Below are 13,352 nucleotides of genomic sequence, written 5' to 3'. Positions count from 1 at the left end.
CGTCGGTGAGTGATTGATCTGCCTCACTCGGGTGGCTTCGCTGCCTTGCGGTTGTACTGCCTGGCCAGCCAGAGCGCCAGCACTACCCATACCAGAGAAACCGGCACCATGGTCAGCGCCAGACCCGACAATCCGAGGCCAAGCCAACCCATCGCAGTGTATGACCAGGATCCGAGCTGATCCCCGAGTCGATAGACGAACGTGTCGTTGAAATTTTTGGCCTTGTACTTGTCCGAACGAGACATGACGGTGTAGAGAACCTCACGCGCCGGCCTGGCAAGCGCAAAGTTTCCAGCTCGCCGAATCACCTCGAACGCCACCACCACCCAGAGTACAGGTGCCATACCCAGGCCCGCAAACCCGATCAGACTAACGGCAGGCAGGAATGCCAGCCCGAAGCCCACCCCGAGCCAGCGCAACAGGCGACCGGTCAGAAACAACTGCGTCAGCAATGTAAGGAGATTGGTAGCAGCATCAATCGTACCGAACAACCGCACCCGGGCAACGGAATCGTCTGCAAACTCACGCGCGATAATGTCCATCCGCTGAAAATACAGAAAGGTCGACGCGATGGTGAACAGCAACATGAGCGCAGCGATCCCCAGCAGGTACGGTGACTTGAGCACATGGGAAATACCATCCAGAACGCCGCCACCGATCACCCGCTCATCCTGTCTGCTCCTCTCACCATCCAGGATCGCTGATGGCGCTGCTGCGTCAAGCAGTCCGGCAGCTGACACGGGAGCCTCATGCACCCTTTCTGCTTCGTTGAGCTGTTCCTGAAAACGTCCTAATCGTCTTGCACTACGGGCCGCAAGCTCCAGCAGCAACGCGCTCAAGAGCATGAGATTGAACGCGCCCAGCCACTCGACAAGCACGGCTGTCACACTGGACCCACTGAGGGCACCGAGCGTCCCCCCGACTGCGATCACCCCGAAAAGTCGCTTGCCCTGCCCGGGTCGATACACATCAGTCATGTACGACCAGAACACCGACACCACAAAGAGGTTGAAGACGCTGACCCAGATGAAGAAGAGCCGGCCAACCCAGACTTCGTCCCGACTCGCATCGCCTGCCCCTTGCACCATGCTGAACAATACATAAAACCCGATCAGATTGGCGATGAAGAAACGATAGGTGTACGCGATGAATCGGGCTCGCGTGAGTCGTGAAACAAGCCAGGTGTACAGTGGATGAAGCAACAAGGTGCCGATCAGCGTACCTGTAAAGAGCCAGGCAAGATTGCGTACGCCGCCCAGCACCCCCATCTCGTCGCGAATGGGCCTCAGAACATAGTAGGCGGCCAGAACCAGAAAAAAGTACGCAAACGACCAGGCGAGTGCGGGCACCTCACGGCGGTCAACATCCAGGGCTCGCAGCACACGCAGCCCGATTGAATCAGCGCTCATGAGATCGCACCTCGACCCCAAAACACCCGTTCGCTCACGTCACCATCCGGCATGGTCTCCAGAACTCACTCAAACAGTGCGGCCATCCGGGCTCTCGTCCTCTCATCCGGCATGGGTGGATGGCCCGCTCCCAGGTTATCTACCAGATACTGTGGTCGGGCCGTCCCGGGGATTGCGACCGTCACGGCGGGATTCGACACCACGTACTTGAGGGCTAACTGCGCCCACGTTTGTATCCCGAGCTCCTGCGCCCACGGCGCAACAGGTTGTCCCTGAAACTGCTTGAACACCCGTCCCCGGCCAAACGGAAGATTCGTCAGAACAGCCATACCCCGGTCCTGTGCCAGCGGCAGTATGCGCTTTTCTGCCGAGCGGTTGTCGATCGCGTAGTCGACCTGAATGAAGTCAAGCACCTCGGACTCCATGACTGTCACAAAATCATCGTACTGACGCTCAAATGACGTACTCATGCCGATATAGCGGGTTCTCCCTTCGGCTTTCCACTGTCTGAGTACGGGGAGCATTTCGCGAATGCCCGCCAGATTGTGAACCATCATCAGGTCTACGTGATCGGTACGCAGACGCTTGAGCGACCCTTGCATTTCGGCGATGCCCGCTTCGACGCCAGAACGTCCTGCGCCCACCTTGGTCGCCAGGAATAATTGATCCCGATTGCCCAATGCCTGCATTAGTTCACCGATCACTGTCTCGGCATTGCCATAAGACGGAGCGGTGTCCACAACACGACCGCCCAGGATGGGTAGCTCTCGCAAAACCGTTCGAAGCGGGGCGAGTTCCTCTTCGGTGCTTGCGACATCAAACCGCCTGGCTGTACCGATTCCGATGACAGGCAACAGTTCGCCTGAAGAAGGGATGGGTTTGGCCACCAGCGGCCCAGACAAGCCCGAAACCGAGGCACCAGCAGAACTGGCTTCGGTCGCAGAAGCCCATGCGGACAAACCTGGCCAGCTCGCCAGTCCGGCCACGACAGCGCCCTGCCCCAGAAACCGCCTTCGCGCGAGTTGTTGCGCAACGCGTGACGCGGCCACGCCAGCATCCAAATGACCAATGACGTCCTCGCCCGGTACAGCTTTACAACTGACGGGTTGATGTTCTTTATCTGACATGCCACCTCCTCCACCGTTGCGTGAAACAAGACCTGAAGAGTCGACTGTTGCGAAATCCGAAAGTTCAGCAGACTGGGCTAACGTCACCCACCATGCGAGCATCCTGTGCCGTACCCATCACAATACTGCGCTTATTCACAAGACAAGTCGGATGATCCGTACACATTCGGGTTATCCCCATGAACTGTGAACAACCCTCTGAACAACTGTCGGATAGCGACGCCAACCCATTCAGATACAAGGGATTTCATTAAACTGCTTTAATAATGACATCCTGACCAACGGAAAGCTGTGTACGCACGCCCGTGTGAAGGATTTACACCCCGTGGTGTAAAGTGATCAGGAGCCACCAGAAGCACCGAATCCACCATCGGCCCCGTACGGTTTCTGATGGCAGGCCTTGAGGAAGACAACTTGCTGACAGCCACTGCACCCGACCTGATTGCCACACTTCCGTCCACCTCTCTGGGCTACTGGGATACGGCACACAGAATCAAAAATTCGGTCCATGCCCGAGAGCCTGACTCAACTGCCACGATCATTCTGCTGCATTCTGGCGTTCAGAGCGCACTGGCCTGGGGTTACCAGCGCGACAGCTTCGCGCGACGAGGGCTCCGGGTCATTGGCTACTCCAGGCGTGGCTACGCTGGCTCAGCGCCCATTGATCCTGATGATCCGGGCGTCGCAGCCGAGGATCTGCGCGACTTGCTGGATTATCTTGCGATCGAGTCTGCTCATCTGGTTGCGATTGCACATGGTGGATACTTTGCACTCGACTTTGTGCTGAGCTGGCCCGAGCGAGTGCGCTCCCTCTCGATTACATCATCCATGATGGGAATCCATGACACCGAGTACCAGGCCGTTCTGGAACGCCTGCGCCCCCCTTGCTTTGAGACGCTCACGCATGACATGAAGGAGCTCGGACCAAGCTATCGCGCCAGCAACCCCGAGGGTGTGAAAGCCTGGCAAAGCCTCGCGGATCAGGCCCGACCGGGCGGATCCACGAGCCAGTCTCTCGGAAACGAGATAAACCGGCAAAGGTTGACCCAAATCGCTTGCCCCACATTGCTCATGACAGGCGATGCGGACCTGTACGCACCGCCCGCAGTACTGCGGATGCAACAATCACTCATACCGGGTTCCTCTGCTGTCGTCATCCCGGAATGCGGACACTGTGCGAACTGGGAGCAACCAGGCGCCTTTAATCACCATATCCTGACTTTTATCGAAAATTCGGAGCGATGCCGTATAAAAAAAGACAGATAGCCGTCTAGATACAAACTGACAAGCGCCCGTACAGCACCCCTACCCGTCCCAGCAAACCCAAATGGGAGCCCATTCGAAACGGGTCAGTATGGTTCGATATCACGCCAGATGTGACGACCTGTATTGCACGCTGCAAAGAAAGCTGGGCGACACTGAGCAAAATTATGCTTATCATGAAGCCTGAGTACAGGACAGCATCGTCGATCGCTTGCGCCTGACATGGACCATCACTGAGCGCGATCCATGAGCCAGTAAGTGGCATAGACATCATGCGGATAGAAACTGCCTGGCATCCCGCTCACCACACTCAAGGAAGCATCATGCAACATCAGAAAAGATTTTTGCGAAACGCTCTGGCCAGTGCGCTGGTCGCCACCAGCCTGCTCGCTTCGACCACCCATGCCTGCACAAGGGTTGTTTTTCACGGTGACGACAGCCATGTGATCACGGCAAGGTCCATGGACTGGCGCGTCGATGTCGAGACCAATCTGTGGGTCTTTCCGCGCGGCATGGAGCGCAACGGTGAAGTCGGACCCGACTCGATCAAGTGGACCTCGAAGTACGGCAGTGTGATCGCATCTGGATACGACATTTCTACAACTGACGGCATGAACGAAGCAGGACTGGTTGCCAATGTGCTGTGGCTGGTGGAATCGGAGTACCCGGTCTTTGATGGCTCGGCACCAGGACTGTCGCTGGCTGCCTGGGCCCAGTACATACTGGACAACTTTGCGACGGTTGACGAGGCCGTGCAGGCGCTGCGTAAAGAGCCCTATACGATTGTGACAAACTTTGTACCCGGTCAGGATCGCCTAGCCACATTGCACCTGTCTATCTCTGACGCAAGTGGTGACAGCGCCATCGTTGAATACATCGAGGGCAAGCAGGTTATTCACCACAGCAAAGAGTATCAGGTACTGACCAATTCGCCGACGTTCAAACAACAGCTGGCACTGCACGAATACTGGACCGAAATCGGAGGAACAGTGTTTCTGCCTGGCACCAATCGGGCTGCTGACCGCTTCACCCGTGCTGCGTTCTACATCAATGCCGTTCCGCGCGACGAGAATCGGCTGAAATCGATTGCAAGCGTCTTCAGCGTCATCCGCAATGTATCCGTGCCATTCGGCATCACAACTCCCGACCAGCCGAATATCTCGTCAACCCGCTGGAGAACCGTTGCTGACCAAAAGAACCTGATGTACTTCTTTGAAAGTGCACTGACGCCGAACACATTCTGGGTGGATCTGAAATCAATCGACTTTTCCGAGAAGACGGGTAAAGTCAAGATGCTCGATCTTGGCCCCAATCAGGCCAACATTTTCTCGGGTACCGTCAACGATAAATTCAAACCCGCCGAGCCATTCCGCTTCCTCGGGATCTGAACTCCACCCCGACTAGAACCGGCTGTGTCAGTGTGAGGCAGGCGATCGTTACCGCCTGCCTCAGGCGAGCGATCTGCCCGTATCGACCTACCAGCCGTAAAACCTCTCCCATTGCTCAACACTGCCGTCTGCCATGATGGCTGTGTATGCTGGATACTGCGCCGCAGTCGCGCAGGCGTGATTAGGCAGTATCCGCAAGCGTGTCCCGATGGGATAACGCTGTTCGATCGCTTCACCCTCATCAATGGATACTGAAATAATGCCATGCTCCTGATTTGCGCCAGTCATCAGCACACTGGGCAACACATTGCCTTGCAGATCACATACCTGCCCATACCCGAAATCCTGCTTCTGCTTCTGAGTTCCACGATCCCGGCTCATAGCCATCCAGCCAGCGTCCACAATGAGCCAGCCTTTCTCCGGTTGGTGACCGATCACGCTGGCGAGCACACTCAGCGCGATGTCGCCGGTCGAACAGACACCGACGTTATGCATCACCAGATCAAAGAACACATACACACCGGCACGGACTTCTGTCACGCCATGCAGGTGATCGTACGACAAGGCAGTTGGTGTTGATCCAATGCTGACTTGCGCACAGGCATATCCCGCTTGACGCAATCTATGCGCCGCGCGCACGGCGAGGTCCCGCTCCTGACGGGCAATCTGAAGCAGCGCCTCGCAGGTATCAAAATCATAACTGGAGCCCGCGTGGGTCATCACGCCGCCCAGACGCGCACCCACCCTGTTGAGCTCCCGTGCGATCTCGAGCAGCAAGTCACTTTCAGGTGCGACACCCGAACGATGCCCATCTGTGTCAATCTCGATCCAGACCTCAAACGTATGCCCCTTTGCCCGACCGTACTCGGCAATCGCTCGGGCGCCTGCCACACTGTCTGTGACAAGCTTCAGACAGCATCCTCGCTGACAGAGCGCAAAAGCACGATCAAGCTTGGTGGGAGCCATCGCTATCGCATACAGAATGTCGATCACTCCCGCCTCAAAAAACTGCTCGGCCTCTTTCAGAGTCGAAACAGTCACACCTTGTGCACCAGCAACGATCTGTGCTTGAGCGACCGGCCAGCTCTTGCTGGTTTTGACATGCGGTCTGAGCCGTGCGCCCAGTCGGTTGACCTGATTTTGCATCCGGTCAATATTGGACTGCATCCTTTGAACATCAACGACTGCAGCGGGGGTCTGCAAAGCATTCAGACTATTCATGATTCACGCGTAGGGGTAATGATCGTTCCAAGCAAGTGATCCCGGACGGATCGTCGCAAGAGGTCTTATAAAAATTGATCATAGCAATCCGTTTGGCAGAGCACGGTCCGACCACATTTCTTCATTTGATTTTCTCGGACAAAACCAAGCCTTCTAGGGTTTTGCCTGATCGCCTTGCTTGATCGCACGCTGCATCAGGACAGTGTCAACCCAGCGACCATGCTTGAAGCCGACCGACCGGAGCACGCCGACATGCTCGAATCCAAGCCGCGCATGCAGGCTGATAGACCCCTGGTTTGCGCGATTGCCGATCACGGCGAGCATCTGGCGCCACGGTCCTTGCTCACAGCGTGTAATGAGCGCGCCGAGCAAGGCTGACCCAATTCCCCGCGAGGCAAAACCATCACGGACGTAAACCGAGTCTTCGACGGTGTACCGATAGGCGGGACGTGGCCGATAGGCGGTGACATAGGCATACCCTACGATCTCGCCCGCCTCGCACGCGACGAGGTACGGAAACCCTGCCGAGATGATGGCTCCTCGACGCTGCATCATTTCCTCGACAGTCGGTGGTGTTTCTTCGAAAGTCGCGAGACTATTCAACACGAAATGCGCATAGATCGACTGCACGGCATCCATGTCCGATTCCTGCGCATCTCGCACAAGAATTTCAGGCAGGCCTGTTTCCTCATTGACTATCTTACTGACGCAGCTCATGTTTGAACTCACTGATCATTTTGCCGTGGGCATCTGCCCTTCACTCACCTCAGTACTTCATCTGCACATCCAGATTGACCGTGGCGCTCTCGATCCTGAACGCAGCCTCGTCGAACGAGGGCGGCCCCCAGGTGACGGATGGATTGTTGGAAAAGCCCACACCTTGCTGCGGTTTTCCAAACAAGCCATAGTTCACTTGACTCTCATTTGCCTGTGCATGAAACACGGCAACGGCATATTGGCCGGGATCAACCTGTTCGAATCTGCATGTCGCCCGCTTACCCTCAATTCTGGCTGTCGTCATTTTGAGAGCCCTGGATTCGTCTCGCCAACCGTCTTCACGGTCAAAGAGGCCACACTGAACTCGCCCATTATCGTTGACAAAATCCGTCATGCGAACCACGACACTCTCGGCCTCGACTGCCTGAACATGCAAGGGGAGCGCCGCCGCGCCCATCATTGACGCAAGCATCCAGGCACCAGCCCGGCTCCGTTTGAGAACATGTTTGAACATAGCTTCTTCTTTCTGGATCAGTCCTGCCTGTACAACTCAGACTCCGGGATCACGGACTCAACCGTTTTCTCAGCCGCTCTGCCAGCGCGCTGGCGTGAACTGAACATTGCTCCTCGAGCCGGAATCTCAGGTGCGAAGGCGCGCATACCAAACCGCTCGGGCACGTTGACGTAAACAGCCTCCATCCCCCCTCTCATGAAGCAAGCCTCATGCCAGAACCCGGTTCCTTTCGGATTCTTGAGAAATGTCTTCCACCAAGTCTTGTGTGGCTCGGTTCGCGCCCATGCTTCAAGACTCTCAAAGTCACGCCAGTACTGACGGATACCCAGGTGAGGAGGAAACAAGGAGTAAAGCACGGTCTCATGACAAAGCAGGCCGTCTGGCTTGTCCTTGATGGCCTGAGATATCCAGGGGCCAAACCGGAACAAGGTAGGCAATCCACTCAGAGTGTTGACCCGCATGCCAAGCGTCATCATGACCAGGTCAGGATAGGCGGAAAGGTCGACGGTTACGCGATCCATGAAAGACCTTTACAAATCGAGTACAGGCCGCCGATAAGAAATCAAGCGCAGCGAATAAACGCAGATGACAGGCGCCTGGCGGGTCAGAAAACAACGGTCGAGTCACAGGCTTCGAGGGCCACCCAAAGCCTGATAGTGGTTTTAAGTCGCGAGCACCACCATGTCAAGACTCAGGGACGAAAGCCCAGCGAATACTCGCGAGCTTGCCGGAATTTCGCACTCAGCTCTGCAAATTCGACCAGTCGCGCTCGCGTTTCGACCGGATCAATGATGTCCTCGATCACAAACGCCTCGGCACTGCGCAAAGGAGAAGTCAGACTGCGAACACGCACCTCAATCTCGCTGCGTCTGGCTTGCGGATCGGGTGCTGCCTCGATCTCTGCGCGGTAAGCCACATCGAGTCCTCCTTCAATCGGCAAGGATCCCCACTGGGCAGATGGCCACGCATAGCGAAAGTTAAATCGGTTGGAGTTCTGGTGTCCGCCCGCGGCAACACCGAAGGCCTTTCGCATGATCAATGAGAACCAGGGAACAGTTGCCTGACTGACGGCCGTCAGTGCTCGTACCCCCGCCCGCATGACGCCATCTTTCTCTGCGTCAATGCCAATTTGAAACCCGGGCACATCCACCAGATGAACAACGGGCAGCCGAAACAGTTCGGCCAGGTCAACCAGTCGAGTGAACTTCTCGGATGTGTGACGATCCCAGGCACCGCCATAGTGATACGGGTTGCTGGCGACGAACACGACTGGCCAGCCATCGATTCGTGCAAGCCCGGACACGATCGCCTTACCCCAGTTCTTGCCAATTTCCATCACCGACCCGGGATCAAAGAGACTCTCGACGATGGGCCGGATCTTGTAGACTTTGCGAGGATCTTTCGGAATCGCTGTACGCAACCAGGATTGATCAGGCAGGTGTGCCGGACGCTCGCCGCGCGGTGCCACCTCTTGAGCGCAATCAGGCAGGTAGCTGAGGAACCGTCGAGCAGCAGTAAAGGCTTGTTCTTCTGTTTCCACCTCATCATCCACAACCCCGTTACGGGTATGGATTTTGCTGCCACCTAATTCATTCTTGGTGAAATTCTGACCGATCCGTTCGACCACCGGTGGTCCTGCTATGAACAACTGCGATGTGTCTTTAACCATGACACTGTAGTGGCTGCCCGACACGCGGGCCGCCCCCTGACCCGCAACTGAACCAAGTGCAAGAGACACTACTGGAACATGTGACAGATTGCGCGCAATCCAAGACCAGATCTTCATTTTGGGAAGGAGTGTGTGACCCAGTTTCTCGATATTCTTGACCGAACCACCTCCGCCTGTACCATCAACGAGCCGCACCATCGGTACACGCAGATCAAAAGCCATCTGCTCGGCGAATATCATTTTGTCGCCCACCGCACCATCGTTGGCCCCACCACGAACCGTGAAATCATCCCCGATCACGACAACAGGACGATTATCGAGTCTTGCGCGTCCGATGACCACATTGGACGGCACGACGTTCTTGAGTTGTCCTTGTTCGTCATACTCCGCTGTTCCTGCCAGTGCGCCAACCTCCACGAATGACCCAGAATCGACAAGACCTGCCACCCGCTCGCGAACGGTCAGTTTACCGTTATCGTGCTGACGTTTGATTTTGTCAGGTCCGCCCATCTGCACAGAAAATTCCTGCCGACGTTCCAGTTCCCGCATCTCCTGCGACCAGTCCAGTTCCTGCGACCCACTCATTCAATCCTCCTGTTGGTACTGCTGTTTGATTACGACCGCATTCTTATCTGCTGCCGTTCCTTAGCCTTTAATGATCTGTTAATCGTCTACCGTGATGCAACCGCCAGCGATATCGCAGGCATCCCTGTCGACACTCAATCCGCCGTCCATCCACCATCGATCAAAAGGGCACTGCCAGTCACCAGCGCAGATGCCCGGGATGCGAGATAAATCGCACCACCGACAATGTCCTCGGGCTGACCGACCCGACCCAGTTTGATACGACTCAAAACGTTATCCATTACCGCCTTGTCTGCAAGCAGGTGTTGCGTCATGGGGGTCTCGATGAACGTTGGACAAATGGTGTTCACGCGAATCTTGTGAGGGGCCATCTCGATGGCAAAAGCTTTGGTGAAACCCTCGATCGCCCATTTCGAAGCACAATACAGTGTTCGGTTCAGTCCACCAACATGACCCATCTGTGACGAGGTATTGATGATCGACCCTTGAACACCTTCGTCCATCATCTTTCTTGCAACGGCCTGAGCCACAAAAATTGCTGCACGCACATTCAAACTCATGACAACGTCATAGTCCTGCAGAGTGGCCTCCATCAAAGGGCCAGGACGATTGGTTCCGGCGTTGTTGACGAGGATATCGAATGCAGGCAATTCAGCGACCAACGTCTGGAACGCGGCGATGTCGGTCACGTCTGCGACGAGTGCCTGTGCCTGTCCACCTTGAGCCTGGATATCGCGAACAGCCGCGTCGATCTCGGCCTGGCTACGCGCGCACAGTGTCACCTCGGCACCCGCCTGTGCAAACCCTTTGCTGATCGCCAGACCGATACCACGTCCTGCACCGGTCACCAGCGCACGCTTACCCTTCAAAGAAAATAGATCCATGCTCATAGGTGCTGTTCCCACTCGTTGAACTGACAAAACAAGAGGTCAACCCACGGCAGACTGGCTATGAAAGCCCACCTGCAGGTCCGACACTCACGGTGACAACTGAGTGTAGCGGTTGGTATGACTACGTGGCAGGTTTGCGCCCAGCATGAAAAAAGCGCTCGCATCATCCACTCAAAGCGTCTTGATGTGCATTGAAAAGGCCACCCGACTCAATAGCTATCAGTTAACAAAAATAAAATATCGATAGCTTTTTAATAAAATAATCATACTTATTTTTGATTGGACCATCTTAACTGATAGAACGAAACTATGACAATGCATTCACTCAGGAGAAACGCAATGTCAAATTCAGCAAAATGTCCAGTCATGCACGGTGGCAACACAGCCAGCGGCAACAACAACATGCAATGGTGGCCCAACTCGCTTAATCTCGAAATTCTGCACCAGCATGACACCAAGACCAACCCACTCAAAGGATTCAACTATCGCGAGGAAGTCAAAAAGCTTGACGTTCAGGCTCTCAAGAAGGATCTGACCGCGTTGATGACGACCAGTCAGGACTGGTGGCCCGCAGACTGGGGGCACTATGGCGGGCTCATGATCCGCATGGCATGGCACTCGGCAGGGTCTTACCGGGTCGCTGATGGTCGTGGCGGTGCCGGCACGGGTAACCAGCGGTTTGCACCACTGAACTCATGGCCAGATAATGCCAACCTGGACAAGGCACGCCGCCTGCTCTGGCCCATCAAGAAAAAGTACGGCAACCGCCTGAGCTGGGCGGATCTGATGATTCTGGCAGGTAACGTTGCCTACGAATCAATGGGTCTCAAAACTTACGGATTTGCATTCGGCCGCGAAGACATCTGGGCGCCGGAAACCGACACCTATTGGGGCTCCGAGAAAGAGTGGCTGCAAAAGAGTGACGGACAAGGGAGTCGCTACTCTGGACAACGCGACCTGGAGAACCCGCTTGCAGCGGTCATGATGGGTCTGATTTACGTGAACCCGGAAGGCGTGGACGGCAACCCGGACCCGATCAAGACCGCCCAGGACATCAGAGTGACCTTCGCCCGTATGGCAATGAATGACGAGGAGACGGTTGCACTCACTGCGGGCGGTCATACTGTGGGCAAAGCTCACGGCAACGGTAACGCCGGGAACCTCGGACCCGAGCCCGAGGCAGCTGATGTACATGAACAGGGACTGGGCTGGAACAACCATGTAAGCCGTGGTGTCGGACGAGACACCGTGACCAGCGGCATTGAAGGAGCCTGGACCACGCATCCCACCAAATGGGACAACGGCTACTTTTATCTGCTTCTGAACTATGAGTGGGAACTCAGGAAGAGCCCGGCGGGTGCGTGGCAGTGGGAGCCCGTCGATATCAAAGAAGAAGATAAACCCGTTGACGTGGAAGATCCGTCCATTCGTCTGAGCCCCATCATGACCGATGCGGACATGGCCATGAAAATGGACCCGGAATACCGCAAGATTTCTGAGCGATTCTACAAGGACCCAGAGTACTTCTCGGAAACGTTTGCGCGTGCCTGGTTCAAACTCACACACCGCGACATGGGTCCCAGAACACGCTATATCGGACCCGAAGCACCCGCTGAAGATCTGATCTGGCAAGATCCGATCCCCGCCGGAAATAGTGACTACGATGTGGCAACCGTCAAAGCACGCATTGCAGCAAGCGACCTGTCAATCGGGGAGATGGTGGCCACCGCCTGGGACAGTGCCCGCACATTGCGCCGGTCAGACTACCGTGGCGGTGCCAATGGGGCCAGGATTCGTCTTGCTCCCCAGAAAGACTGGGAGGGCAACGAACCAGAACGTCTGACGCGTGTGCTGTCAGTGCTCGAACCGATCGCACGTGAGTCAGGCGCAAGCATTGCGGATGTGATTGTCCTGGCTGGAAACATCGGGCTCGAAAAAGCCATCGCGGCCGCAGGCTACGAAGTACCCGTACCGTTTGCACCCGGGCGCGGCGACGCGACCCAGTCGCAGACCGACGTCGAGTCCTTTGAAGTGCTCGAACCTCTGGCAGACGGATTCCGCAACTGGCAGAAGCAACACTACGTTGTCCAGCCGGAGGAGATGCTTCTGGATCGCGCCCAGCTCATGGGACTGACCGCGAGCGAGATGACCGTCCTCATCGGGGGCATGCGCGTACTCGGTACGAATTACGGAGGCAGCAAGCACGGTGTTTTCACTGAGCGGGTTGGAGCGCTCACCAATGACTTCTTTGTGACGCTCACCGACATGTCCTACACCTGGAAGCCGACAGGACGCAACAGCTACGACATCGTTGACCGCAAGACAGGCCAGACCCGCTACAGCGCCACACGTGTTGATCTGGTTTTTGGATCCAACTCGATCTTGCGGGCTTACGCCGAGATCTACGCGCAAGATGACAATCAGGAAAAATTCGTCCGGGACTTCGTTGCCATCTGGACCAAGGTGATGAACGCCGATCGCTACGACTTGCAACCATGATGTTCGCACAGGCTCAGACTGCCCGATGCGTTGTACCTGTCGTCAGGTAGAGTCTGAGACCACCGCCCGG

At 56.0% G+C, this 13,352-nt stretch carries 11 protein-coding genes; 3 read left to right on the top strand and 8 right to left on the bottom strand.

The annotated features are described in order from the left end of the window. Nucleotides 1–23: 23 nt before the first annotated feature. Together DBV39_RS17360 and DBV39_RS17355 are read right to left on the bottom strand one after the other, a co-directional pair. The gene (locus tag DBV39_RS17360) at nt 24–1,409 is read right to left on the bottom strand and encodes an NTP/NDP exchange transporter (protein ID WP_108622622.1); all 1,386 of its coding nucleotides are present in this window, start codon (nt 1,407–1,409) and stop codon (nt 24–26) included. A gap of 65 nt (nt 1,410–1,474) precedes the next feature. Then, entirely contained in the window at nt 1,475–2,536 is a 1,062-nt protein-coding gene (locus DBV39_RS17355) for an aldo/keto reductase (RefSeq protein WP_159079021.1), read from the bottom strand. A 414-nt stretch (nt 2,537–2,950) separates the two neighbouring features. On the opposite strand from DBV39_RS17355, the gene DBV39_RS17350 reads away from it, so the two are divergent. Further along, nucleotides 2,951–3,802, top strand: coding sequence for an alpha/beta fold hydrolase (locus DBV39_RS17350; RefSeq protein WP_159079020.1), 852 nt, complete (start codon nt 2,951–2,953; stop codon nt 3,800–3,802). Nucleotides 3,803–4,122: 320 nt separating this feature from the next. Continuing rightward, nucleotides 4,123–5,187, top strand: coding sequence for a linear amide C-N hydrolase (locus DBV39_RS17340; protein ID WP_108622618.1), 1,065 nt, complete (start codon nt 4,123–4,125; stop codon nt 5,185–5,187). Between the two features lie 87 nt (nt 5,188–5,274). Here the strand turns inward: DBV39_RS17340 and DBV39_RS17335 are convergent, their stop codons facing one another. From DBV39_RS17335 to DBV39_RS17310, 6 genes are all read right to left on the bottom strand, one after another. Beyond that, nucleotides 5,275–6,408, bottom strand: a complete 1,134-nt coding sequence (locus DBV39_RS17335) for a DSD1 family PLP-dependent enzyme (protein WP_108622617.1) — start codon at nt 6,406–6,408, stop codon at nt 5,275–5,277. A 153-nt stretch (nt 6,409–6,561) separates the two neighbouring features. Further along, nucleotides 6,562–7,125: a GNAT family N-acetyltransferase gene (locus tag DBV39_RS17330; protein WP_108622616.1), complete on the bottom strand. Its 564-nt coding sequence runs from the start codon at nt 7,123–7,125 to the stop codon at nt 6,562–6,564. 49 nt (nt 7,126–7,174) lie between these two features. Continuing rightward, entirely contained in the window at nt 7,175–7,639 is a 465-nt protein-coding gene (locus tag DBV39_RS17325; protein ID WP_108622615.1) for a DUF2141 domain-containing protein, read from the bottom strand. 17 nt (nt 7,640–7,656) lie between these two features. Beyond that, nucleotides 7,657–8,160 (bottom strand): monooxygenase family protein, encoded by a 504-nt coding sequence (locus DBV39_RS17320; protein ID WP_108622614.1) that lies wholly within the window; start codon nt 8,158–8,160, stop codon nt 7,657–7,659. A 170-nt stretch (nt 8,161–8,330) separates the two neighbouring features. Next, on the bottom strand, nt 8,331–9,875 hold the full coding sequence (locus DBV39_RS17315) for an acyl-CoA carboxylase subunit beta (protein WP_108623356.1): 1,545 nt from the start codon (nt 9,873–9,875) through the stop codon (nt 8,331–8,333). A 152-nt stretch (nt 9,876–10,027) separates the two neighbouring features. Continuing rightward, the gene (locus tag DBV39_RS17310; protein ID WP_108622613.1) at nt 10,028–10,783 is read right to left on the bottom strand and encodes an SDR family NAD(P)-dependent oxidoreductase; all 756 of its coding nucleotides are present in this window, start codon (nt 10,781–10,783) and stop codon (nt 10,028–10,030) included. Between the two features lie 339 nt (nt 10,784–11,122). Here DBV39_RS17310 and katG point away from each other — a divergent pair, with 339 nt between their 5' ends. Then, nucleotides 11,123–13,282 (top strand): catalase/peroxidase HPI, encoded by a 2,160-nt coding sequence (katG, locus tag DBV39_RS17305; RefSeq protein WP_108622612.1) that lies wholly within the window; start codon nt 11,123–11,125, stop codon nt 13,280–13,282. The last annotated feature ends 70 nt before the right edge of the window (nt 13,283–13,352 follow it).

Source organism: Orrella marina, from assembly GCF_003058465.1.
GTDB classification, from domain to species: domain Bacteria; phylum Pseudomonadota; class Gammaproteobacteria; order Burkholderiales; family Burkholderiaceae_B; genus Algicoccus; species Algicoccus marinus.
Note: the sequence above shows the minus strand (reverse complement) of the source record. Positions and strands in the feature narration are given on the sequence as shown.

What these genes read in the sequence shown, in the direction of transcription:
- DBV39_RS17360 (WP_108622622.1), bottom strand. Translation starts at nt 1,409, where the DNA reads ATGAGCGCTGATTCAATCGGGCTGCGTGTGCTGCGAGCCCTGGATGTT.
- DBV39_RS17355 (WP_159079021.1), bottom strand. Translation starts at nt 2,536, where the DNA reads ATGTCAGATAAAGAACATCAACCCGTCAGTTGTAAAGCTGTACCGGGC.
- DBV39_RS17340 (WP_108622618.1), top strand. Translation starts at nt 4,123, where the DNA reads ATGCAACATCAGAAAAGATTTTTGCGAAACGCTCTGGCCAGTGCGCTG.
- DBV39_RS17335 (WP_108622617.1), bottom strand. Translation starts at nt 6,408, where the DNA reads ATGAATAGTCTGAATGCTTTGCAGACCCCCGCTGCAGTCGTTGATGTT.
- DBV39_RS17330 (WP_108622616.1), bottom strand. Translation starts at nt 7,125, where the DNA reads ATGAGCTGCGTCAGTAAGATAGTCAATGAGGAAACAGGCCTGCCTGAA.
- DBV39_RS17325 (WP_108622615.1), bottom strand. Translation starts at nt 7,639, where the DNA reads ATGTTCAAACATGTTCTCAAACGGAGCCGGGCTGGTGCCTGGATGCTT.
- DBV39_RS17320 (WP_108622614.1), bottom strand. Translation starts at nt 8,160, where the DNA reads ATGGATCGCGTAACCGTCGACCTTTCCGCCTATCCTGACCTGGTCATG.
- DBV39_RS17310 (WP_108622613.1), bottom strand. Translation starts at nt 10,783, where the DNA reads ATGAGCATGGATCTATTTTCTTTGAAGGGTAAGCGTGCGCTGGTGACC.
- katG (WP_108622612.1), top strand. Translation starts at nt 11,123, where the DNA reads ATGTCAAATTCAGCAAAATGTCCAGTCATGCACGGTGGCAACACAGCC.